Source organism: Pseudomonas oplopanacis (assembly GCF_057128725.1).
In genome coordinates, this window is the sequence record NZ_JBSKHV010000005.1 from 147,821 (window position 1) to 170,278 (window position 22,458).

19 protein-coding genes are annotated in these 22,458 nt (G+C 60.8%); 15 read left to right on the top strand and 4 right to left on the bottom strand.

The genetic code is table 11. The features are described 5' to 3' along the window. Positions 1 to 2 precede the first annotated feature (2 nt). The gene (gene gmd, locus ACWKV5_RS13010; RefSeq protein WP_027926228.1) at positions 3 to 974 is read right to left on the bottom strand and encodes a GDP-mannose 4,6-dehydratase; all 972 of its coding nucleotides are present in this window, start codon (positions 972 to 974) and stop codon (positions 3 to 5) included. Then, on the bottom strand, positions 971 to 1,885 hold the full coding sequence (locus ACWKV5_RS13015) for a GDP-mannose 4,6-dehydratase (RefSeq protein ID WP_483841564.1): 915 nt from the start codon (positions 1,883 to 1,885) through the stop codon (positions 971 to 973). The genes gmd and ACWKV5_RS13015 overlap by 4 nt, the downstream gene beginning before the upstream one ends. 428 nt (positions 1,886 to 2,313) lie before the next feature. Here ACWKV5_RS13015 and ACWKV5_RS13020 point away from each other — a divergent pair, with 428 nt between their 5' ends. The 7 genes from ACWKV5_RS13020 to ACWKV5_RS13050 all read left to right on the top strand — a co-directional run bounded on the left by ACWKV5_RS13020 (position 2,314) and on the right by ACWKV5_RS13050 (position 11,420). Further along, the gene (locus ACWKV5_RS13020) at positions 2,314 to 3,891 is read left to right on the top strand and encodes a glycosyltransferase (RefSeq protein WP_483841565.1); all 1,578 of its coding nucleotides are present in this window, start codon (positions 2,314 to 2,316) and stop codon (positions 3,889 to 3,891) included. Beyond that, entirely contained in the window at positions 3,885 to 5,180 is a 1,296-nt protein-coding gene (locus tag ACWKV5_RS13025; protein WP_483841566.1) for a glycosyltransferase, read from the top strand. Before ACWKV5_RS13020 ends, ACWKV5_RS13025 begins: the two co-directional genes overlap by 7 nt. Then, on the top strand, positions 5,177 to 6,070 hold the full coding sequence (locus ACWKV5_RS13030) for a class I SAM-dependent methyltransferase (protein ID WP_483841567.1): 894 nt from the start codon (positions 5,177 to 5,179) through the stop codon (positions 6,068 to 6,070). Before ACWKV5_RS13025 ends, ACWKV5_RS13030 begins: the two co-directional genes overlap by 4 nt. Then, positions 6,067 to 7,224 carry an acyltransferase family protein gene (locus ACWKV5_RS13035; RefSeq protein ID WP_483841568.1) on the top strand — a complete coding sequence of 386 codons (1,158 nt, stop codon included), beginning with the start codon at positions 6,067 to 6,069 and terminating at the stop codon, positions 7,222 to 7,224. The genes ACWKV5_RS13030 and ACWKV5_RS13035 overlap by 4 nt, the downstream gene beginning before the upstream one ends. Further along, on the top strand, positions 7,218 to 8,048 hold the full coding sequence (locus tag ACWKV5_RS13040; RefSeq protein WP_483841569.1) for a class I SAM-dependent methyltransferase: 831 nt from the start codon (positions 7,218 to 7,220) through the stop codon (positions 8,046 to 8,048). Before ACWKV5_RS13035 ends, ACWKV5_RS13040 begins: the two co-directional genes overlap by 7 nt. 74 nt (positions 8,049 to 8,122) lie before the next feature. Continuing rightward, positions 8,123 to 9,316: a DUF3142 domain-containing protein gene (locus ACWKV5_RS13045; RefSeq protein ID WP_483841570.1), complete on the top strand. Its 1,194-nt coding sequence runs from the start codon at positions 8,123 to 8,125 to the stop codon at positions 9,314 to 9,316. Further along, the gene (locus ACWKV5_RS13050; RefSeq protein WP_483841571.1) at positions 9,303 to 11,420 is read left to right on the top strand and encodes a hypothetical protein; all 2,118 of its coding nucleotides are present in this window, start codon (positions 9,303 to 9,305) and stop codon (positions 11,418 to 11,420) included. Before ACWKV5_RS13045 ends, ACWKV5_RS13050 begins: the two co-directional genes overlap by 14 nt. Positions 11,421 to 11,423: 3 nt before the next feature. On the opposite strand, the gene ACWKV5_RS13055 is transcribed toward ACWKV5_RS13050, so the two are convergent. Continuing rightward, positions 11,424 to 12,053 carry a LysE family translocator gene (locus ACWKV5_RS13055; protein ID WP_483841572.1) on the bottom strand — a complete coding sequence of 210 codons (630 nt, stop codon included), beginning with the start codon at positions 12,051 to 12,053 and terminating at the stop codon, positions 11,424 to 11,426. A gap of 144 nt (positions 12,054 to 12,197) precedes the next feature. Between ACWKV5_RS13055 and ACWKV5_RS13060 the strand changes: the two genes are divergently transcribed. Beyond that, positions 12,198 to 12,671, top strand: a complete 474-nt coding sequence (locus ACWKV5_RS13060; RefSeq protein WP_027926238.1) for an Lrp/AsnC family transcriptional regulator — start codon at positions 12,198 to 12,200, stop codon at positions 12,669 to 12,671. Positions 12,672 to 12,776: 105 nt separating this feature from the next. On the opposite strand, the gene lpdA is transcribed toward ACWKV5_RS13060, so the two are convergent. Beyond that, entirely contained in the window at positions 12,777 to 14,177 is a 1,401-nt protein-coding gene (gene lpdA, locus ACWKV5_RS13065; RefSeq protein WP_483841573.1) for a dihydrolipoyl dehydrogenase, read from the bottom strand. Positions 14,178 to 14,393: 216 nt separating this feature from the next. On the opposite strand from lpdA, the gene hflK (ACWKV5_RS13070) reads away from it, so the two are divergent. The 7 genes from hflK (ACWKV5_RS13070) (at position 14,394) to ACWKV5_RS13100 (ending at position 22,425) form a co-directional block, all read left to right on the top strand. Further along, entirely contained in the window at positions 14,394 to 16,352 is a 1,959-nt protein-coding gene (hflK, locus tag ACWKV5_RS13070) for a protease modulator HflK (RefSeq protein ID WP_483841694.1), read from the top strand. After that, positions 16,349 to 17,395 carry a protease modulator HflC gene (gene hflC / locus ACWKV5_RS13075; protein ID WP_483841574.1) on the top strand — a complete coding sequence of 349 codons (1,047 nt, stop codon included), beginning with the start codon at positions 16,349 to 16,351 and terminating at the stop codon, positions 17,393 to 17,395. Before hflK (ACWKV5_RS13070) ends, hflC begins: the two co-directional genes overlap by 4 nt. Beyond that, on the top strand, positions 17,392 to 18,450 hold the full coding sequence (hflK, locus tag ACWKV5_RS13080; protein WP_483841575.1) for a protease modulator HflK: 1,059 nt from the start codon (positions 17,392 to 17,394) through the stop codon (positions 18,448 to 18,450). Before hflC ends, hflK (ACWKV5_RS13080) begins: the two co-directional genes overlap by 4 nt. Beyond that, entirely contained in the window at positions 18,447 to 20,357 is a 1,911-nt protein-coding gene (locus tag ACWKV5_RS13085) for a cation-translocating P-type ATPase (RefSeq protein ID WP_483841576.1), read from the top strand. Before hflK (ACWKV5_RS13080) ends, ACWKV5_RS13085 begins: the two co-directional genes overlap by 4 nt. A gap of 119 nt (positions 20,358 to 20,476) precedes the next feature. Next, a complete protein-coding gene (bufA2, locus tag ACWKV5_RS13090; RefSeq protein ID WP_483841577.1) occupies positions 20,477 to 20,731 on the top strand; it encodes a BufA2 family periplasmic bufferin-type metallophore in 255 nt (84 codons plus the stop codon). Positions 20,732 to 20,800: 69 nt separating this feature from the next. Beyond that, entirely contained in the window at positions 20,801 to 21,646 is an 846-nt protein-coding gene (bufB, locus tag ACWKV5_RS13095; protein ID WP_483841578.1) for an MNIO family bufferin maturase, read from the top strand. Beyond that, a complete protein-coding gene (locus tag ACWKV5_RS13100) occupies positions 21,637 to 22,425 on the top strand; it encodes an HvfC/BufC family peptide modification chaperone (RefSeq protein ID WP_483841579.1) in 789 nt (262 codons plus the stop codon). The genes bufB and ACWKV5_RS13100 overlap by 10 nt, the downstream gene beginning before the upstream one ends. Positions 22,426 to 22,458 lie beyond the last annotated feature (33 nt).

The following is a 22,458-nucleotide window of genomic DNA, read 5'->3' on the forward strand; positions in this document are numbered from 1 at the left end:
GCCTACTCCTTGGCGACGCGTTTCATGTCCGCATCCATCATCATGCGGATCAAGGTATCCAGGTCGGTCTTCGGCTTCCAGCCCAGTACACGCTGGGCTTTGGCCGGGTTGCCCAACAGCACTTCCACTTCGGCCGGGCGGAAAAACGCCGGGTCGATTTTCACGAAGTCGCGGTAGTTCAGGTCGACGTGTTCGAAGGCAATCCGGCACATTTCGCGCACGGTGGTGGTGATGCCGGTGGCGACCACAAAGTCATCGGGCTTGTCCTGTTGCAGCATCAGCCACATGGCTTCGACGTAGTCGCCGGCAAACCCCCAGTCGCGCTTGGCGTCGATGTTGCCCAGGCGAAGTTCCTGCTGTTTGCCCTGCTTGATGCGAGCAGCGGCGTCGGTAACTTTGCGGGTCACGAACTCGATACCGCGCAGAGGCGATTCGTGGTTGAACAGGATGCCGCTGCTGGCGTGCAGGTTGAAGCTTTCGCGGTAGTTCACGGTGATCCAGTGACCATACAGCTTGGCCACGCCGTACGGACTGCGCGGGTAAAACGGGGTGTTCTCGTCCTGTTGCTCGGCCTGGATCAGGCCAAACATTTCGCTGGTGGACGCTTGATAAAAACGCGTGTGCGGACTGAATTGGCGAATGGCTTCGAGCAAGTGAGTCACGCCCAGGCCGTCGACGATGCCGGTGGTGACCGGTTGGTCCCAGGAGGCGGCGACGAAACTTTGCGCGGCCAGGTTATAGACCTCGTCCGGGGCCGACTTGATGACCGCACGCTGCACCGAGCAGGCATCGGCCATGTCACCGTCCAGGTAAACGATGTCGCCTTCGACACCCATTTCACGCAAGCGCCAGCGCGAATCGCTGCTGCGCCGGGCCACCAGGCCGTGGACCTTGTACCCCTTGTCGAGTAGCAGTTTGGCCAGATAAGCACCGTCCTGGCCGGTGATCCCTGTGATCAATGCACTTTTAGTCATTCTTGTCGTACTCGCTTCTCCCAGTCGGACAGGATCGCCCGCAGGGATTGTTGTGTTGTGATTTCAGGCGTCCATCCTGTGGTCTGGGCAAGCTTGGCATGGCTGCCACAAACGCGACGCTGATCCGCGCGACGAAGGCGCGCCGGGTCTTGAATCAATTGCATGTCGACCTGGGCGAGGTCCCCCAGTTGTTCGATCAAACTGCGAATGCTCTGCTCGTGCCCCGAGCAGATGTTGTAGACCTGTCCCGGCACGCCCTTTTCCAGCAGCGCCAGGTAGGCCGAAATCACGTCGTCAACGTCGAGGAAATCGCGCGTGACGTCGATGTCACCGACTTCCAGTTGCGGCGCTTGCAAGCCTTGGTTGATTCGGTTGATTTGCCGAGCTGCGCTGGCGATGACAAAGCTTTCATTCTGGCCGGTGCCGATGTGGTTGAACGGACGGGCGACCATGACCGGCCAGCCTTCGCTCAGGCCCCATTGCAGGCTAAGGAATTCCGCCGACAGCTTGCTCACGGCATAAGGATTGCGCGGGCAGGGCGGCTGATGTTCGGTGATGGGCAGATCGGTTTCAGTGACCTGGCCGTAGACGTCGCCAGAGCTGATGTACAGAAACGTACCAGTGAAGCCGCGGACCTTCAGAGCTTGCAGCAGGTTCAGGGTGCCGAGCAGGTTGATGTTGAGCGTGCGCGCCGGATCGCGGAAGGCTTCGGGCACGAACGTCTGGCCGGCCAGGTGAATGACCGCGTCGGGCATCTCGGGCCACAGGCCTTCGAGGCTGCCGGGCTCAGCAAGATCGTAACGGGAAGTGGCAGGCAGTAGCGTCCATTCCGAGGCATCAGCGTTCAGGCGAGATTGGATGTGTTGTCCGACGAATCCACTCAGACCCGTCACGAACAGACGCTTTTTCAAACAGCAGCCCCTTGGTCGTAAACTTTTTCCTTTTCCCCACAGGCTTCCGGGAATTATCTGTCAGACCGTAGGTGTAATCTCGGCAAACAGTAGGAAAAGTCATTGTTGTAGTTGTTTGGTAGCCAATCTGTGCCAATTGCTCGGCAATTTCAACAGGTCCAACCGTGACTGGTCAGTTCTCGTCAGCGTGGCCCGATTTATTCTCGCCGGGCGGTTCACGAATCCTCGACGGATGTGTTTAGAATGCCCCTCGTCACGATTATCCAGTGTTCGTGCGGGTTGTTCCCGAACCCCGTGAGACTGACCATTAAAACAAGAACGTAGACGAGCAAAAAGACGATGGACGACGACCGGCAAACACCGGCTCTCCGTTCGCTTTGCCGTCATAGAGTGGGGCTGCCGGGATGGCGGTTTCATCGTGGGATGCCATGAATTTCATTCTTTACTCGGACGTCAACGACAGCTCCATCAGCCAGAGCCTCGGTCGTCCCGAATACAGTTACTACTTCGTGCTCAAGGCATATCGCCCGGTGCTCGAAAGCCTTGGGCGCGTGCATGTGGTGTCCTCCACCGCCGAGGTCGATCCCCTCTACAAACAACTGCTGGCCGCTGGCGAGGACAGTCTGTTCCTGTCTTTTACGCCGCCGCAGAAAACCCCGAACGACCTTGAGTGCCCGACGATCTGCGTGGTGGCCTGGGAGTTTGACTCGATTCCCGATGAGCAGTGGGACAACGATCCGCGTCAGGACTGGACGCAAATGCTCGCGCGTCAGGGCCGGGTGATCACGCTTTCCAGCCATACCGCCCGGGCGATTCGTCGTTCCATGGGTGAAGACTTCCCGGTGCTGGTGTTGCCGACGCCGTTGTGGGAAAACTTTGCGGCCATCCGCAATCAGCACACCAGTGTTCCGGTGAACGCCGGTTCGGTGCTGGACATCAAGGGCTGCATTTTCGATACGCACACCCTCGGCCTCAACGCCGATGCACTGATTCCCGCGGTGCTCACCGCCGAGGAACTGGCCGCGCGCGAGGCCGAGCTGGAGGCGCTGAAGCCGCCGCCACTGACACTGAAACGCCGCTTCGTGATCGCCCGCCATTACCTGCACATGTGGCGCCGGGACATGGGCAAAACGCTGCCGGTTCCGCTGCATCGCACGCACTTTCTGAGCCAGTGGTACTGGGAAGGCATTCGCGATTTGCTCTCCGATGCGGTGCATGCCCGAGTGGCCGAATACCTGCCAGCCATCGCCGGCCCGCAGACAATTGCGGTGCCGGAACCTGAGCCGCGTCATTGGCCAGACACCACCTCTTTGGTCGAAACCCGGGTCGACGGTGTGGTCTACGTCACCGTGTTCAACCCGCGTGATGGGCGCAAGAACTGGCATCAATTGATCACTGCGTTTTGCTGGGCCTTTCGCGAAACGTCCGATGCCACGCTGGTGCTGAAGATTACCCAAAGCGACCTGTCGTCCTACTACGACGAACTGATGACCTTGCTCGCGCAGCTCTCGCCATTCGCCTGTCGGGTGGTGGTGATGCACGGTTACCTGGATGATCCGCAATATGCCCGTCTTTACGAGGCGGCCAGTTTTTACGTCAATGCATCGCGCTGCGAAGGGCTGTGCCTGCCGCTGATGGAGTTCATGGCCAGCGGTAAACCGGTGATCGCTCCGGACCACACGGCCATGGAAGACTACATCGATGAGCGCGTGGCCTTTGTGGTCAAGTCCAGCGAAGAGCTGACCATCTGGCCGCAAGACACCCGAATCATCTACCGCACCCTGCGCTATCGACCGGATTGGGGTTCACTGAAAACCGCCTACGAAAACAGCTACCGGATGGCCAAGGCGCAACCGCAGCATTATCAGCGCATGTCCCTCGCCGCCGTCGAGCGCATGCACGACTACTGCGCTTTCGCCCCGGTGCAGAAGCGCCTGGCGGACTTTTTCGGGCTGGCGCCACAGGTTCTGCCGACAGCGACCGCAACGGATAATGCCGCATGCTGATCATCATTCATTCGGAAACCAACCAGCACACCATCGCCCAGAACCTGGGTCGTTCGGAATACAGCTACTACTTCGTGCTCAAGGAATACCGCCCCGTGCTGGAGCGGCTGGGGCGAGTGGTGGAAGTCCGTGATCCGCAGGCCGAAGTCGATGCCTTGTACCGGGAGTGCCTGTCCCGAGGCGAAGACTGCGTGTTCCTGTCGTTCTCGCCCCCTCATCGCACGCCGGTCAATCTTGCTTGCCCGACGCTGCCGGTGTTCGCATGGGAATTCAGCACCATCCCCAACGAACCCTTTGCCGGTGATCCGCTCAACGACTGGCGCACGGTGTTGCGGGCAGCGGGTGCGGCGATTACTCATTCCAGCTACACCGTGACAGCGGTGCGCGAGGCAATGGGCGCCGACTACCCGATCGTCGCGGTGCCTGCCCCGGTGTGGGACCGGTTTTCCGAGCGTGGCGCGCAATTGCAGCGTCAGCCCCTGGCCAGCCAGGTGCGATTGAAGATCAAAGGATTGCTGGCCGACAGCCGCGAACTCGACTTGCGTGCCTTCGGCCCGGCGTCATCGCGCGAAGGCGTGGGCATCGACTTCGAGGCCCCGCCGAGTGAACACGAGTTGGTCCTCGACGGGGTGATCTACACCTCGGTGTTCAACCCCGGCGACGGGCGCAAGAACTGGGAAGACATGCTCAGCGCCTTTTGCGTGACGTTCCGTGAAGTGGACGACGCGACACTGGTGCTCAAACTGACTCACCACGATGCCGAAGCCGCGCTGACCGACATCCTGCATCACTTGTACAAAAACCAGTCCTACCGCTGCCGCATCGTGCTGATCTATGGCTACCTCGCCGATGCGGATTACGAGCGTCTGGTGCAGGCAACCAGTTACGTGGTCAACACGTCCTACGGCGAAGGCCAGTGCCTGCCGCTGATGGAATTCATGTCCTGCGGCAAACCGGCCGTGGCGCCCCGGACCACAGCGATGATCGATTACCTGGACGCCGACAATGCGTTCCTCATCGACTCCACGGACGAACTGACCGCCTGGCCGCATGATCCGCGTCGGGCGTTCCGGACGTTGCGCTACGTCACCAACTGGGCGTCGTTGTGCCGCGCTTACCGGACAAGCTACGAGGTGGCCAAGAGCGACCCCGAACGTTATGCACAGATGTCCACGCATGCCGTGGCCAGCCTCAGGACATTCTGCAGCCAAGCCACTGCCGAGCAGCGCCTGAAGGCCTATTTTGCCCAGCTGTTCGAAACCCGTGCCGTGGAAACCCCCGAGGCATGATCCGCGCATTGGTCAGACGTTTCTTTCCTGAAGCGAAACCCGCGCCCGCGCCGTTGCCGGTTGAGCCCGCCCGTGTGTCGCCAAGGGAAGTGGGCTTGCACGATGCGATGCATGACGGCTGGTTTTCGGGCGACAGTGGCGAACTGCTCAAAGGATTTGCCATTACCGCCGACGACACCTTGCTGGACGTCGGCTGTGGTGAAGGGGTCGCGACCTTGTTTGCGGTGCGCCAGGGTGCGTCGGTGATCTTCACCGACAGCGAACACGACAAAGTCCGTGACCTCGCCCGGCAAGTGGACGCGCAATCGGATAAAGCCAATCTCGGCCTGGTCAGCAACAGCCTGCCATTGCCGCTGGCAGACGCTTGCGCGAGCAAAGTGGTGTGCATGGAAGTGCTGGAGCATATCGATCAACCCGAGCCGTTCATGGCCGAGTTGGTGCGCATGGGCCGGCCCGGTGCGCTGTATCTGCTCAGCGTTCCAGCGCCGGTGGGCGAGCATTTGCAAAAGGGCATCGCCCCGGCGAACTACTTCCAGTCGCCCAATCACGTACAGATTTTTACCCCGGAACGCTTTGCCGCACTGGTGGAGGACGCGGGCCTGGTGATCGAGCATCGTCAGGCCACCGGATTTTTCTGGGTGATGGGCATGATTTTCTTTTGGGCCAGTGAGCGGGCCGCGGGACGGGATCTGGGTGGCGCGGTGCGTGACCGCATTCAGGCACCGTACCCGCCGCTGATGGAGAGCTGGGCGAAAACCTGGCAGGACTTGCTGGCGCAACCCGACGGCTTGGCGATCAAGCAGATGCTCGATCAGTTCATGCCCAAGAGCCAGGTAATCATCGCGCGCAAACCGGTGGATGCCGATGCAGCGTCCAGGAGGACGGCATGAGTAATGACAAGCGGATCATGGACATCGAGTTATTGCGCGGCATTGCGGTACTCGGCGTGCTGTTTCATCACCTGCAAGACAGCCTCTTTGCCGCCTCGGTGCCGTTGCTGCAAACCATCACTGCGTTCGGTCAGCCGTGGTGGGGCGTCGACCTGTTTTTCGCGATTTCGGGATTTGTCATCGCACGCAGTTTGATCCCAGCGTTGCAAGGCTGCAGCACCCGTCAGGAGTACTGGCAGCAGACGCGTAATTTCTGGCTGCGCCGAGCCTTTCGATTGTTGCCGTCAGCCTGGTTGTGGCTGGCGCTGATGTTGCTGGCTTGCCTCTTTCTCAACCGCTCCGGCGCGTTCGGTACGCTGCACGCCAACGTGCAGGCGACGCTGGCCGGTGTGGCGCAATACGCCAACTTCCGCTTCGCCGACAGCTTCTATCACTACGAATACGGCACCAGTTTTGTGTACTGGAGCCTGTCGCTGGAGGAGCAGTTCTACCTGCTGTTTCCGCTGCTGATCCTGGTCTGCCGCAAGCATCTTGTCTGGGCGTTGCTGGCGCTGGTCGCGGTCCAATTGTTCACGTTGCGTACGCCGATTCTGATGGTGGTGCGCACCGATGCGCTGGCCCTCGGCGTGCTGTTGGCGATGTGGAGTGCACAACCTTCGTACCTGCGCTGGGAACCGACGTTTCTGCGTCGCCCATGGGCCGGCATCTCGGCGCTGATTGTGCTGTCGCTGGCGCTCAGTTTCATGGCGACTGATCGCTTTACCTTCACCCAGTACCGCATCGGCGTGATTGCCGTGTTGTGCGCGGTGTTGGTCTGGGTGGCGTCCTACAACCGTGATTACCTGTTGCCTCGCGGCCTGCTGAAGAATCTGATGACCTGGGTCGGTAGCCGCTCCTACGGGATTTACCTGATCCATATCCCGGCCTACTTGCTGGTGCGCGAATTCACCTTTCGTTTACAGGCTACGGGGCTGCCCAGTCCGGCGGGCCATCCGATCCTGACGTTGTTGATGGCTGGCGGCCTGATCGTGCTGCTGAGCGAACTCAACTACCGCTTCATCGAAATGCCCATGCGCAACCGCGGCGCCTCGCTGGTCAAGCGCCTGAGCACGTCCCGAACAGCCGTCCCATCCTCTGGAGCTACCTCATGCTGAGCCTTTTGAAGAAACTCACGGCGGGTACGCCCGCTCCCGCGACGCCTGCGGCAGACAAGGTCGAGAAAGTCGACCCGTACATGCTCGGCCTGCACGATGCGATGCTCAGTGGCTGGTTCAATCAACAAACCGGCGAGCTGTTCACCGGGTTCCCGGTGAGCGCCGAAGACACGCTGCTGGACGTGGGCTGTGGTGACGGTGGCAACGTGCATTTCTGCGGCATGCGCGGGGCGAAGATCATCATCGCCGACATCGACGCCGCCAAGGTCGAAGCCACCCGTCAGCGCTTGGGCGACACCCCGGCGCGTGACGTCGAATGCCACGTCACCGACTGCAACCCGCTGCCGATTGCCGACGCCACCGCTACCCGCGTGGTGTCCACCGAAGTTATCGAGCATGTGGACGATCCGGCACAGTTCCTCGCCGAACTGGTGCGAGTCGGCAAGCCGGGCGCGCTGTATTTGCTCAGCGTTCCTCACCCGAGCTCCGAAGACCTGCAAAAGGACATCGCCGCACCGGAGTATTTCCAGAAGCCCAACCACATTCGCATCATCAGCGAAGAGCAGTTCAAGGCGATGGTCAGCGACGCCGGCCTGGAAGTGCTCAGCCACAGCCAATATGGGTTTTACTGGTCGATGTGGATGCTGCTGTTCTGGGAAGCCAAGGTCGATTTCAGCAATGCCGACCACCCGCTGCTCAACCACTGGGCCGAGACCTGGCAAGCGGTTCTGGCGTCCCCTCGCGGCGCACAGATCAAACAGGCGCTGGACGCGGTCGTGGCGAAAAGCCAGGTGATCATCGCCCGCAAACCAATGGCTGATTGATCAATACCTGGAAGCTCCCTCGCCACAGGTTTTGTGTACCCTGTAGCCCTGTGTTTGTAGGGATCAGGGATTTCATGGTGTCTTTCGTTCGTCTCTCGATCCTGCTGGTTGCAGTGCTCCTCAACGGCTGCGAGCAACAAGACGCGCCGCCGCTCGATCAGCAACTCTACGTCTGGCAACGGCAATGGACGCCCGCCCATGACGCGGCCCTGCGCGACAGTCGTGCGGACTTTTCGACGTTGCGGGTGTTGGCCTTGCAGGCGTTTCCGCAAGCCGGCTGGCGTCGTGCGCGGATCGATGCGGCGCTGCTCAAACGCGATGGTCGGCCACTGATTGCGGTGATTCGCCTGGATGGACAGCTCCAGTCGCTGGACCAGGATGAGATCACGGCGCAAATCCAACAGCTGCTCAGCGACTGGCAAGCCCAGGGGCTGACGCTGTCCGGTGTGGAAATTGACCACGATGCGGGCAATGCCCGGTTACCGGCTTATCGAGATTTTCTGATGCACCTGCGTGCGGTTTTACCGCCGACGTTACCGCTGAGCATCACCGCGCTGCCGGCGTGGCTGGACAGCCCCGAACTGCCAGCGCTGTTATCGACCGTCGACAGCAGCGTGTTGCAGGTGCACGCGGTAAGCGATCCACGACGTGGGTTGTTCGACCCGGATCAGGCACGAACGTGGGCCAAGGGCTGGGGGCGCGCCACGACGAAGCCTTTCTATCTGGCACTCCCGGCCTACGGCGTGGCCTTGTTGCCCGGCACCACTGGCGCACCGGTTGTGGAAAGCGAAGTGCCGGTGGCGCGCGGCGGCAAACGCCGGGAACTGCTGGCGGATCCACTGCAACTGCGCACACTCGCCATGGACTTGCGCGCCGATCCGCCGGCTCATCTGGCCGGCCTGATCTGGTTTCGCCTGCCGCTGGCGGGCGACCGCCGGGCCTGGAGCCTGACCACCCTGGGTGCGGTGGCACGCGCTGACACACTCGACAGCCGCTTGAGCGTGAAACTCAGTGCGCAGGACGGCCTTTATGACATCAGCGTCAGCAACCAGGGCAACCTCGACAGCCCATGGCCCAAACGCGTGACCCTGGCCGTGCAGGGCTGTGACGGCGCCGATGCGCTGGCCGGTTATGCGTTGCAACAAAGCCCCGATCTGCTTACCTTCACCCGCCTTAACGACGGCCGAATAGCCGCCGGTGGGCAGCGTGCAATCGGTTGGGCACGCTGCACAAAAATTGATCAAGGAGGTTCTAATGTTCACCCGTAACTGGCCCCGCCATCTGCTCTGCCTGAGCCTCTGCTTGCCCTTGGGCTCGGCGCTGGCCTGCGGGCCGGACTTTCCGATGCGCCTGCTGGATAACCGCGGCCAGTCCTTGGCGGAGCTGCCGGAAGGCAACTTCCAGTTCGAGGTCAATCGACTCGGGCATGCGATCGCGGGGCTCAAGCATGTCGCGCAGTCGCCCTACAGCATGGAGGCCACGGATTACGCAGAACAGCGTGATACCGCTGAACAGACCGGGCTGACGGCCGAACAGCAAGCGCTGGTGAAACAGCTGCGCAGCCTGACGGATGCGCATCAGGTCGAAGAACAAGGCGCGAGCCTGCCGGCCGAGCTCACGCTGTATCTGGCGGGCGCTGCAGCGTTCAGTGCGGGCGATCATCGTTTGGCTGCCGAATACTTCGAAAAAGTGCTGGCGTTGCCGGCCGATCAACGCGCCTTGCGCAGCACCTGGGCCGCGTATTCGCTAGGCCGTGCGCTGTTTGCCATGAGCAGCGAGGCGGACGCATCACCCGATCTGCTGGCGCAGTCGCGCAAGGCGTTCGAGCAGACCCGTCAGCTGAGCATCGATGGCTTCAGTGATCCGCTGGAACTGGGTGTCGCCAGCCTCGGCGAAGAAGCGCGCGTGGCGCGTACCGCCGGCGATTGGGACAGCGCCATCGAACTCTACGCCACGCAAAACCTCCACGGCTCGGCGGTGGGTTACACCTCGTTGAAGCTGCTGATGGCCGATCTGCTGGCGATGCCTGACGATCAATTGACCGCGTTGCTCAAGGGTAAACCGGTGCAACAATTGGTCACGGCGTCTTTGATCAGCCGCCTGGGCTGGTCATTTGGTGATCAACCACCCAACGAATTGAAACTGATCAAACTGCTGCAAAGCAGCACCCGCGGCAGCCTGGATAACGCGGATCGACTGGCCGCAATGAATTATCAACAAGGCGACTACGCCAGCGCCAAGGCCTTTCTTGAACACGCCGGTGACGGTGGTCTGGCATGGTGGTTGCGGGCGAAACTGGCGTTGCGCGATGGCGATAAAAACGCGGCGGCAGCGGCGTATGCCAAGGCGGCTCAGGCATTCCCGCAGAATGAATCGTGGGGTGAGCGTCGCACGCCGGACTACGACTACGAAACGCTTCAGCCCAAATGCCGGGTCGAGGGTGAAAGTGCGATTCTGGCGCTGCAACGCGGGGATTACCTGCAAGCGTTCGATCAGCTATATCGCAGCCAAAGCATCTATTGGTTCGATGCCGCGACGGTGGCCGAACGGGTGCTGACTGTCGATGAGCTCAAACATTACGTCGACACGCAGGTCCCCGCGCCACCGCCGTTGAGCCAGCAGGATCGTGACAACTACGTGCCGTTGCCGGTGGCCGCACAGTTGCGCAATCTGCTTGGCCGTCGGTTGTTGCGCGAAGAGCGTTATGACGAAGCGCTGGTGTACTTCGACAATCCTGATCTGCAGAAAAAAGCCCGGTTGTATGCGCAACAGCGTCAGCTGGCCGACGCGGCATGGTGGCCGACCAAGCGTGCCGCCGCCCTGTTCAATGCCGCCTGGACGGCCCGCGAGTGGGGGATGGACATTCTCGGCTACGAAATGGCCCCGGACTACGCCACGTTCGGTGGCAATTACAGCCTTGAAACCACGGAGCTGAAGGTCGGGCCGTTAGTGGCTGAAGGTGAAGTCCAGCGCCAGCAAGCCAGCGCCGCCCAACCTGACGAGCGTTATCACTATCGGTTCGTGGCCACGGCCTTGGCCAGTCGCGCCGCCGATAACTTGCCGCACACCAGCCAGGCCTTTGCCGCGGTGTTGTGCTCGGCGGCCGGCTGGAACAGCAGCCTTGAAGACCAAAGTGCGCTGTACCAGCGCTATGTGAAAGAGGGGCCGTATGTGGATTGGGCGGTGGATTTTGGTCACCAGTGCCCCTATCCCGACTTCGAAAACGCCAGCAAACGTTATGTAACCCAGGCCACTGAGGCGACGCGTGCGGTGCTGCGGCCTTACAAGTGGCCGCTTCAGATCGGCGGTATTGTCGGCGTGACGGCCGTGGCATTGCTGTTGATCAACCGTCGCCGCCGTCGGACGCAGTAAGGCTTACGCCTGTTGCACAAAGGTCAGCCGCACGGCGAAGCCGATCAACAGGCTGCCAAACAGCCATTGCTGGAGTCGCTGGGCCGAAGGACTGCGTTGCAGCCAACGGCCCAGTGCTGCGCCGACCAATGCATAGGCGCTGTCGAAGAGGAAGCCGACGCTGACCAGCACCATGCCGAGGATCGCGAATTGCGTGAGGACTGATCCGGCGTGTGGGTCGATGAACTGTGGCAGCAGCACCGAACAGAACAGCAATGCCTTGGGGTTGAGCAGGTTGGTGAACAGCCCGCGCTTGATCGACGCCGACCAGCGCGGTTTCGCGGTTGAAGCGTCAGTGCCGTTCAGGTTCGGCAGCATCGTAGTGCGCAGACATTGAATGCCAATCCACAGCAGATACGCGGCGCCGGCCAGCCGCACCACATCGAACGTCCAGGGCGCCGCTTTGAACAACGCCGCCAACCCCAACGCGGCCAATGCCACGTGGCAGCCACGAGCAATCCCCAAGCCCACCGCCGTCGCCAACGCCGCGCTTTTTCCCTGACGGGCGCCGGTTTGCAGCAGCAGGATCATATCCGGCCCGGGCAACAAATACACCACCGCCAATGCCATGAAAAACAGCCAGAGTCCTGCCATGCTGCGCCCCTTTCGTGGTCGATTCGGTAGGGTCAGTCTAGGACGCAAGGGCAGGGCAGGTGGTTGCGTAGTCAGCTTCTAAAGCTTGGAAAATTGGCATAACCTGCTGCTTTCACACGATCGAACCATCAGGATCTGCCAAACATGAAATTGGACGCCTACGACCGCAAGATCCTCGCGGCCCTGCAACGGGACGGTCGGCTGAGCAATGTACAATTGGCTGACGAAATCGGTTTATCCGCTTCACCCTGTTTGCGTCGAGTACGGATGCTGGAAGAAGCCGGGGTGATTCGCGGCTATCAGGCCAATCTGGATCGCGACGAAGTGGGACTTGGGCTGACAGTGTTTGTCGGGGTCAAGGTCGAGCGTCACAACGACGAGCAAGCTGAGGCGTTCCGCGTGGCGGTGACGGCGTTGCCGGAAGTGATTTCGGCGTTTCTGGTGTCTGGGGAATCGGATTTTCTACTGCAGGTGGTGGTGCCGGATTTGCGTGGGTATGACCGCTTTCTGACCGAGCGACTGCTGAAATTGCCGGGGGTGAGCGATATTCGCAGCAACTTTGCGATTCACACGGTGAAGACGCCGGGGGCGTTGCCGTTGGGGCATCTTCCGCTTTAGACCGAGTCGCCCCCTTCGCGAGCAGGCTCACTCCCACAGTTGATTTGTGGCCTTCACAAAACGAGTGTGGGAGCGAGCCTGCTCGCGAAAGCGGTCTTGCGGCCACTACATCTGCGTCGCCATCCCCGCCACATTCATCGCCGCCTGACGCAACGCCTCAGACCGTGTCGGGTGCGGATGGCACGTCAACGCAATGTCCTCGGCCGAGGCGCTGAATTCCATCGCCACGCAATACTCGCCAATCATTTCACTGACACTCGGGCCTACGAGATGCACGCCGAGAATTTCGTCCGTGCGTTCATCGGCCAGCACTTTGGCGAAGCCTTCGGTTTCGTGGTTGATCTTGGCCCGGCTGTTGGCAGTGAACGGGAATTTACCGACCTTGTACGCGCGACCTTCGGCCTTGAGCTGCTCCTCGGTCTTGCCGACGCTGGCCAGCTCCGGCTTGGTGTAGACCACGCTGGGAATCAGGTTGTAATTCACTTCCCCTGCCTTGCCGACGATCTGTTCCACGCAGGCCATGGCTTCATCTTCAGCCTTATGGGCGAGCATCGGCCCGGACGTGACGTCTCCGATCACCCACACGCCTGGCGCTTCGGTGCGGTGGCCCTTGTTGGCGAGCATGCCGCGCTTGTCCGTGGCGAGGCCGACGTTTTCCAGCCCCAGGCCCTGGGTGTAAGGCCGACGCCCGATCGAGACCAACACGTAATCGGCCTCCAGCAACTCGGCGGTGCCACCGGCCGCCGGTTCGATGCTGAGCTGAACACCGCTCGCCGTTGAAGTGGCACGGGTGACTTTTGAACTCAATTTGAAGGTGATGCCTTGTTTACTCAGCGAACGTTGAAGGGTTTTGCCAGCCTCAACGTCCACCCCCGGACAGATGCGGTCGAGAAATTCGACTACTGTGACTTGAGCACCCAGGCGCCGCCACACGGAGCCCAGTTCCAGGCCAATGACGCCGGCACCGATCACCACCAAATGCTTTGGCACTTCGGCCAGCGACAGCGCTCCGGTGGAATCGAGGATGCGTTGGTTATCGATGTCGACGCCCGGCAGGGGAGTGGGCTCGGAGCCGGTGGCGATGATGATGTCCTTGGCGCTCAGCTCGGTCTTGCCACCGACACTGTCGGTGACCGTGACTTTGCCCGGCCCGTCGATGTGGCCCCAACCCTTGATCCAGTCGACTTTATTTTTGCGAAACAGAAACTCGATGCCCTTGGTCAGCCCGGTAACGCTTTCATCTTTTTGTTTCATCATCTGGGCGAGGTTGAGGGTGGGTTTGACCTCTATGCCCAGGTTGGCGAATTCCGCGCCCATGGCCGCGTCGTAGAGTTCGGATGCGTGCAACAGCGCCTTGGACGGCATGCAGCCGACGTTCAGGCAGGTGCCGCCGAGGGTTGCGCGACCTTCGACGCAAGCCGCTTTCAAACCCAGCTGGCCGGCACGGATCGCGGCGTTATAACCACCGGGGCCACCGCCCAGAATCACGACGTCGTAGCTGCTCATGGATGTACTCCTGAAGTGAAGGGATCGGGCTGGTTAAAAATAGTAGTTGGTAAAAATTACGAACGTAATATGTGCGTTTATCGCAGTTTCGGTCAAGGCTTCAGCCAAGCGACAGGTTCAGCGCCTTTAGATAGAGGGATTTAGTACAAAAATTTCACCGCTTTCGTTATATCGTAACGAAACGCGATGTCCGCATTGAACAAGCACTGGGGTGGTATGCAAGTCGATCTCGAAGTCGATAGCGCGCAGGTAGCAGGGTTGCCGCGCTTTCAGCAGGCGCTCTTTCAGGGGCGGCGATTGCGCCAGTTCGCCATTGGCCTGAGTGCTTTGGCTGCGGCCGGGCTGGTGCTGGCGTTGTTTGTCGGGTTGTTTGCGCCTCAGTCGCTGTGGGGCGCGTTACTGGTCAGTCAGAGCGCCGCTTTACTGGTGCTGGTCGCCGGTCTGCAATCCGCCTGGTGGGTGACCCGGTGGCGCACACAAGCGATGAACCCGCCGCTGGACGTGGTCGTCGTCGACGAAACCGTGGCGCCGGAAGGTTGGTATGAGCGGCTGCTGGAGCGACTCAGTCAGGGCTCGATGAAAATGCTCGGCCAGATCGGCGCGCCAACCCTCTGGCTCGGCGGTTGGGCATTGCTGACGTTGTTCAGCATCAGTCAGTTCTGGAACCTTGCGTTACCGCCTGCCGCGCTTGGGTTATCGGCCAGTGTCGGTGCGGCGCTGGCGTTGCTGCTGGCATTCGGTCTGCTGGTGGTCGAGCGGCAACTGGCCCAGGAAAACGTCGCTCAATGGCCGGAAGCCGGGGCACTGGCGCAACTGACGCGGGTGGCGATCATTTGCCTGGTGATCGGCGCATTGTGTCTGTTGTTCGCCAGTGAAACCTCGGTCTGGCCGGTGCGATTGGCGGTGCTGATCGGTCTGCTGCCGGGCCTGGTCGCAGTCGAGTTGCTGCTGCGGGCGCTGTTGTCGCTGTTCAGTCCACAGCGTGAACAACTTGAACCTACGTTGCTGGCGCGCAGTTTTGTCGCCGACATGCTGCGCTGGCCGCCACAACCGCTGCTCGCGTTGCAGCACGAACTGCACAACCGTTTTGGCATCGACTTGCGGCAGATCTGGGCCTTCACTTACATGCGTCGCGCATTTCTGCCGGTGTTGGCGGTGGTTGTTCTGGTCGGCTGGTCACTCACTGGCATTCACGAAATACCCCTGCAAGGGCGGGGCATCTACGAACGATTCGGCAAACCGGTGGAGGTGTTTGGTCCTGGTTTGCACGCTGGATTGCCGTGGCCGTTGGGCCGTGTGCTGAATGTTGAAAACGGCGTGGTTCACGAGTTGGCCACCAGTGTTGGCGAAGCGTCTGCAGCGGTCGTACCCGAACCTGCCGAAGGCCCGGCACCGGCGATTGCCAATCGGCTATGGGACGCCAGCCACGTGAACGATAAATCCCAGGTCATTGCCAGCAGTCGCGCCGACAAACAGAGCTTCCAGATCGTCAACATGGACGTGCGTTTCGTCTACCGTATCGGCCTGACCGACCAAGCGGCGCTGGCGGCCACCTACAACAGCGCGGACGTGCCGACGCTGATTCGCAGCACCGCCAGCCGGATTCTGGTGCATGACTTTGCCTCGCGAACCCTTGACGGTTTGCTCGGCGAGGACAGGGTAGGGCTCGCTGAAGAGATCGGCCGAGCAGTGCAGGCCGACTTGCAGAAACTCAACAGCGGTGTGGAAATTCTCGCCACGGTGGTCGAAGCGATTCATCCACCGGCCGGCGCCGCCAACGCCTATCACGGTGTTCAGGCTGCTCAGATTGGTGCGCAAGCATTGATCTCGCGGGAACGCGGTGCGGCTGCGGAGGCGACCAACCAGGCGCAACTGCAGGCGAGCATTGCCCGCGACCAAGCGACCGCCAGCGCCCATGAAATCAACGCCACGGCCCAGGCCGCAGACCTGAAATTCAGCGCCGAACAGAAAGCCTATGCCAGCGCCGGCCAAGCCTTTGTGCTGGAGCAATACCTCAGCCAGTTGAGCCAGGGCCTGGCCAACGCCAAGCTGCTGATTCTTGATCATCGTCTGGGTGGCAGCAGCAATGCGCCGACCATCGACCTTCGTACTTTCACGCTGCCGGCTGATCCTGCGTCGCCGCGTACGAGCGCCCAGCCAGGAGCTACCCATTGAGCCAGTCGCACACACACGATCACGATGACCACGCCGGCCACGATCACGGCCATGGCGGACATGGGCATCACCACGGTCATCACCATCATCACCACGGCGATCCACAAGAAGCCGGTCCGTTTCCCTGGCGGCGCATGAGCTGGGCGGCGTTGCTCGTGGCCTTCGCCATCGCTGCCGCAAGCCTGGTGCAAGTGCGATCGGGGGAGGCCACCGTGATCACCCGCTTCGGCAATCCGTCGCGGGTGTTGCTGGAGCCGGGTCTTGGCTGGCGTTGGCCGGCACCGTTTGAAGCGGCCATTCCTGTCGACTTGCGGCTGCGCACCACTTCCAGTGGTTTGCAGGATGTGGGTACCCGCGACGGTTTGCGTATCATCGTTCAGGCCTACGTGGCGTGGCAGGTGCAGGGCGATCCGGACAACGTGCAGCGCTTCATGCGCGCGGTGCAGAACCAGCCGGATGAAGCGGCACGGCAGATCCGCACGTTTGTCGGCTCTGCACTGGAAACCACGGCCAGCAGTTTTGACTTGGCCAACCTGGTCAACACCGACGCCAATCAAGTGCACATTGCCGACTTTGAGGCACAACTGCGGCAGCAAATCGATCAGCAATTGCTCACCACTTATGGCGTGCGCGTGTTGCAAGTTGGCATCGAGCGTTTGACCCTGCCGTCGGTAACCTTGACCGCTACGGTTGATCGCATGCGCGCCGAGCGTGAAACAATTGCGACCGAACGCACTGCAATCGGCAAACGCGAAGCAGCGCAAATCCGATCCGCCGCCGAGCGAGATGCGCGAATAGTCCAGGCCGATGCGACAGTGAAAGCGGCTGACATCGAAGCTCAATCGCGGGTTGAAGCAGCGCAGATTTACGGCCGTGCTTATGCCGGCTCTCCGCAGCTGTATAACTTGCTGCGCTCCCTCGACACCTTGGGCACCATCGTTTCGCCGGGCACTAAACTGATATTGCGCACCGATGCCGCGCCATTTCGGGTGTTGGTTGATGGACCACCGACCCTCGAAAACAAGTCCGGGTCGCAACCATGAATATAGTTCCACGTGGAACACATGAGTTAAGCAGTCCGTGGATTCAGGCCGGACGCCTGGCTTTTTTGGCGCTGTATGCCGTAACGGTTCTGGCTGCGTTAGCCTGGGCGTTCTCCAATGTGCGGCAGATTGATCCGCAGAATCGCGCAGTGGTCCTGCATTTCGGAGCGCTGGATCGCATCCAGAATGCCGGTTTGTTACTGGCATGGCCGAGGCCGTTTGAGCAGGTGGTTCTATTGCCAGCGGCCGATCGGGTCATTGAGCGTCGGGTGGAAAACCTGTTGCGCAGTGATGTCGCCTTGCAAGCGGACCGCGTCGCCACGTTCGCCACACCGCTCAGTGATGCACTCGCCGGTTCCGGCTATTTGCTGACGGGTGACGCCGGCGTGGTGCAACTCGATGTGCGCGTGTTCTACAAAGTCACCGAGCCGTATGCGTTCGTGCTGCAAGGTGAGCATGTGCTGCCGGCGCTGGATCGACTGGTCACCCGCAGTGCCGTGGCCCTGACTGCCGCGCGAGATTTGGACACCATTCTGGTGGCTCGTCCGGAACTGATCGGCGCCGACAATCAGGCGGCCGAACGCCGTGAACGTCTGCGTGGCGATTTGGTGCAGGGCATCAATCAACGGCTGGCCGAGCTGAAAGCAACAGGGCAGGGGTTGGGTATCGAAGTCGCGCGAGTCGACGTGCAATCAAGTTTGCCCGGCCCTGCGGTGAATGCTTTCAACGCGGTCCTGACCGCGAGTCAGCAGGCCGACAAAGCCGTGGCGAACGCGCGCACCGAAGCCGAGAAAGCAACCCAGGCTGCCAACGAGCAAGCGGATCGAGCGTTGCAAGTGGCCCATGCCCAAGCCAGCGAACGACTGGCAAAAGCGTCTGCCGACACCGCCACCGTCCTGAGCCTGGCAAAGGCGCAACAGCAGGGCACCGACCCGCAAATGCTGCTGCGCATTTACCGCGAACGAATGCCGAAGATCCTCGGCCAGGCCGGTTCCGTGACCACGGTTGATCCGAAAGATGATTCCCGCCTGATCATTCAGGGAGCTGCACAATGACCGCGCAATCCGCCGCTGCACCGAGCATGTTGTCCTCGGCCGAACAACGCAGCGCCGCTCGCCAACTGACGCTGGCCATGCTTGCACTGGGACTGCTCGGGCTCGGCCTGATCTGGCGCTGGTTGTCACCGGAGCAGACTGGCGTCAGTCAATTACTGCTCGGGTTTGCTTCGCTGTTGGTGGCCGTGCCGGTGATGCGTTCGGCGTGGTACAGCCTGCGTTACCCCAGCTTGCACGGGATCACCGATCAGTTGATCGCGCTCGCCATGCTCGGCGCCTGGGCCACGGGTGATCTGCTGACCGCTGCGTTATTGCCGATCATCATGATCTTCGGCCACGTGCTGGAAGAGCGCAGCGTGATCGGTTCTCAGGAAGCGATTCATGCCCTTGGCAAACTGACTCGTAGCCATGCGCGCAAAGTGCAGGCGGATGGCTCGATCCTCGAAGTCGACAACAGCACCCTCAAGGCTGGCGACCTGGTCGAGGTGCGCGCCGGTGATCGTGTGCCGGCGGACGGTCGGGTGTTGTCTGGTCAGGCGAGCCTCGATACCGCTTCGATTACCGGTGAGTCGGTGCCGATTGAAGCTGGCGTAGGCATGCCGGTGTTCGGTGGGGCGATCAACCTCGATGGTTTGCTTCGCATTGAAGTGACCCGCACCGGCAACGAATCGACCCTGGGTAAAGTCATCGCGCTGATGCAAAGCGCCGAGCGCTCCAAGCCGCCGATTACTCGTTTGCTGGAGCGTTACGCCGGCAGCTACATGGTGTTGGTTTTACTGCTGGCGGCGGTGACCTGGTTTGTCACCAATGATGCGCAGGCCATGCTCGCGGTGCTGGTCGCTGCGTGTCCCTGTGCGCTGGTGTTGTCGGCACCGGCGACGGCCATTGCCGGGGTGGCGGTGGCAGCGCGGCACGGCATTCTGATCCGCAGTTCGGCGTTCCTTGAAGAACTGGCGGACCTGACGTCGCTGGTGGTTGATAAGACGGGCACGCTGACGTTTGGCACTCTGCGCCTGCAGTCGATCGACAGTCCGCTGGAAGACCGCAGTCACGTCCTGAAACTGGCCGCCAGCCTCGGGTCAGCCAGCAGTCATCCGGTCAGTCGTGCGCTCGCCGGGTTGGTCACGCAGGAGCATTTTCTATTGCTGTCGGACATCCACGAGCGCCAGGGCTTGGGCGTGGTGGCAATGACTGAACAGGGCGAGGCCGCCCTCGGTCGTCCGGAGTTGTTCGCGCAGTTGGGCATTGCTACGTCGGCGGTTCCTGAGCACGACGGTCCGATTGCCGGGCTGGCGCTTAACGGTGAATTCCTCGCCTGGCTGTTGCTGGCCGACAGTGTCAAACCCGAGGCGCGATTTGCCTTGAGTGAGTTGCGTGAGCTGGGCCTGGGTCGGCAGTTGCTGCTCACTGGGGATCGGCAGAGCGTCGCGCACACGCTGGCTCGCGACGTTGGCATCAGCGATGTCGAAGCGCAGGCGTTGCCGGAGGACAAACTCAATCGCGTGCTCAAGGAGATCGGTAGCGGCTTTCGGCCGATGGTGGTCGGGGACGGGATCAACGACTCCCTGGCGCTCAAGGCCGGTGTCGTCGGTGTGGCGATGGGCGCGGGCGGGGCAGACATTGCACTGGCCTCGGCTGACATCGTGTTGATCGGCAGCGACCTGCGTCGGCTCGGCACCTGTGTGCGCTTGAGCCGTCAATGCCGCCAGACCTTGCAGGTCAATGTGATCATCGGTCTGGGCTGGACCCTGGCGATTGTGGCCTTCGCCGCTTTTGGCTGGCTCGGTGCGGCAGGGGCGATGATTGCAGCGTTGCTGCATAACTTGAGCACATTGCTGGTCCTTGGCAACGCCGGGCGTTTGCTGCGGTTTCAGGAGCCTTTGCTCAAGCTCAAGGAAGACAGTTGAGGGGATCGAAAACTTTTTTGCAGGCCTCTGTAACGCCGTTGGGGCAGCGCTCTCTAGTGCTGTGTCGGGACTGAACAACGTTCCAGCCGACAACCCTGACGATCACCGAGGATACAAAAATGAACTTCAAATCCGCTACCGCTGGTGCCGCTCTCGCTTTCGCCGCTGCCACCCTGTTTGCCGGTGTTGCGACTCAGGCTCAAGCTGCCGACGCGGCTCAGGTTCACTGCTACGGCGTGACGTCGTGCAAAGGCATGAACGATTGCAAAACCGCAGAAAACGCCTGTAAGGGGCAGGGCGTTTGCAAAGGTCACGGCTTCAAGGCGATGACTCAAGCTCAATGCATGAAGGAAGGTGGCAAGGTCGGCGAATAACCGGCTACCGCTTTGCGCCGCAGTGGTTTCCCCATGGCCACTGCGGTTTTTTTTGCGAGGAGTCCGCAAATGTCTGCATCCCTTCCTTGTCTGGGTTACGGCCTGGGTTTGCGCAGTGCTTACTATCAACAGATTCTTGATCAGTCGCCGGCCGTGGACTGGTTCGAAGTCGTCTCCGAAAACTTCATGGTGCAGGGCGGCAAAGCCCTCTACTACCTTGACGCCATTGCCGAGCGATATCCGCTGGTGATGCATGGTGTGTCGTTGTCCATCGGCGGGCCGCATGCCCTCGATCCCGACTACTTGCAACAACTCAGACGCCTGGCTGATCGCGTCAAACCGGCGTGGATCTCTGATCACTTGTGCTGGAGCCGAGGCAACGCCCATCAGCTGCATGATTTGTTGCCGTTACCGTACACCGAAGAAAGTCTCTATTACGTGGCAGGCCGAGTGCGCCAGGTGCAAGACGTATTGCAGCAGCCACTGGTACTGGAGAACGTCTCCAGCTATGTGCGCAGTGCAGGCGATGATTTCAGCGAGTGGGAATTTCTTCATGCCCTGAGTCAGCTGAGCGATTGCGAGCTGTTGCTGGACGTCAACAATGTCTATGTCAGCTCACGCAATCATGGCTTCGACCCGTGGACCTTCATTCAAGGTTTACCGGCAAACAAGATTCGCCAACTTCACTTGGCGGGCCACAGCGACTACGGCGATTACGTCATCGACACCCATGACCATCCCGTCAGCGATCCGGTCTGGGCACTTTACCAACGAACCTTCGATTACCTCGGCCCGGTCGCCACGCTGCTGGAGCGCGATGACCATTTCCCGCCGTTTGAAGAACTGCTAACAGAACTGCAAAAAGCCCGGGAGCTCGGCGAGAGTTCGCTGGCCCGGAGACGAAAATGCGCCTGAACGAATGGCAACAGTCCTTTGAACGTTACCTGTCGGGAGAGTCTTCAGCGGCGGATGTGGCGCTTGGCTCAAGCCTTATCGGTGGACCGACGCTGGACGTCCGCACGGGGCTGGCGATTTATCACAATGCTTATCAAGCCCGGCTGCAGGAAGTGCTGCGCGGCGACTATCCCGCAGTCCTCAACTGGCTGGGTGACGACGAGTTCGAACAGCTCGCCGCAACGTATATCCGCCAGAATCCCTCGACTCATTACAGCCTTCGCTGGCTCGGCAAAGGCTTCGAAACGTTTATTCGCCAGCACCTGGTGCCTGAGCAAAGTGCGCCTCTGGCCGAACTCGCCGCCCTTGAGTGGGCTTTTACGCTGGCATTCGATGCGCCACCGGGAACGCCGTTGACGGTGCAGGACATGGCGGAACTGGCACCGCAAGACTGGCCGACGCTGCAAGTGCGTCCCAGCCCTTCGCTGCAATGGTTTGAATGTGCTTTCAACAGTGTGGCGCTTTGGCGATCGGCCAAGGATGAAACGCCGTTCCCTGGCAGTACGAGACTCGACGCTTCCAGCGTTGTGGTGATCTGTCGAAATGATCTTGTTTGCCAATATCGAAGCCTGGAGCTCGAAGAGGCCAACGCGCTAAAAGGACTGTTTGAGCAGGGCTGGAATTTTGCTGAACTGTGCTCTGAATTGACAGTCATCTATGGAGAGGGCGCACCACTTCAAGCTGTGACCTGGTTCAAGCAGTGGATTCACGAGGGTTGGTTACAGCGTAACGCATCATAGAAAACGGCTATTAATTCGATAGCCAGCTAATTT

Bases quoted from the DNA above. Each gene is read 5' to 3' on its own strand.
- gmd (WP_027926228.1), bottom strand. From the start codon at position 974: ATGACTAAAAGTGCATTGATCACAGGGATCACCGGCCAGGACGGTGCT.
- ACWKV5_RS13020 (WP_483841565.1), top strand. From the start codon at position 2,314: ATGAATTTCATTCTTTACTCGGACGTCAACGACAGCTCCATCAGCCAG.
- ACWKV5_RS13025 (WP_483841566.1), top strand. From the start codon at position 3,885: ATGCTGATCATCATTCATTCGGAAACCAACCAGCACACCATCGCCCAG.
- ACWKV5_RS13030 (WP_483841567.1), top strand. From the start codon at position 5,177: ATGATCCGCGCATTGGTCAGACGTTTCTTTCCTGAAGCGAAACCCGCG.
- ACWKV5_RS13035 (WP_483841568.1), top strand. From the start codon at position 6,067: ATGAGTAATGACAAGCGGATCATGGACATCGAGTTATTGCGCGGCATT.
- ACWKV5_RS13040 (WP_483841569.1), top strand. From the start codon at position 7,218: ATGCTGAGCCTTTTGAAGAAACTCACGGCGGGTACGCCCGCTCCCGCG.
- ACWKV5_RS13045 (WP_483841570.1), top strand. From the start codon at position 8,123: ATGGTGTCTTTCGTTCGTCTCTCGATCCTGCTGGTTGCAGTGCTCCTC.
- ACWKV5_RS13050 (WP_483841571.1), top strand. From the start codon at position 9,303: ATGTTCACCCGTAACTGGCCCCGCCATCTGCTCTGCCTGAGCCTCTGC.
- ACWKV5_RS13055 (WP_483841572.1), bottom strand. From the start codon at position 12,053: ATGGCAGGACTCTGGCTGTTTTTCATGGCATTGGCGGTGGTGTATTTG.
- ACWKV5_RS13060 (WP_027926238.1), top strand. From the start codon at position 12,198: ATGAAATTGGACGCCTACGACCGCAAGATCCTCGCGGCCCTGCAACGG.
- lpdA (WP_483841573.1), bottom strand. From the start codon at position 14,177: ATGAGCAGCTACGACGTCGTGATTCTGGGCGGTGGCCCCGGTGGTTAT.
- hflK (WP_483841694.1), top strand. From the start codon at position 14,394: ATGCAAGTCGATCTCGAAGTCGATAGCGCGCAGGTAGCAGGGTTGCCG.
- hflK (WP_483841575.1), top strand. From the start codon at position 17,392: ATGAATATAGTTCCACGTGGAACACATGAGTTAAGCAGTCCGTGGATT.
- ACWKV5_RS13085 (WP_483841576.1), top strand. From the start codon at position 18,447: ATGACCGCGCAATCCGCCGCTGCACCGAGCATGTTGTCCTCGGCCGAA.
- bufA2 (WP_483841577.1), top strand. From the start codon at position 20,477: ATGAACTTCAAATCCGCTACCGCTGGTGCCGCTCTCGCTTTCGCCGCT.
- bufB (WP_483841578.1), top strand. From the start codon at position 20,801: ATGTCTGCATCCCTTCCTTGTCTGGGTTACGGCCTGGGTTTGCGCAGT.
- ACWKV5_RS13100 (WP_483841579.1), top strand. From the start codon at position 21,637: ATGCGCCTGAACGAATGGCAACAGTCCTTTGAACGTTACCTGTCGGGA.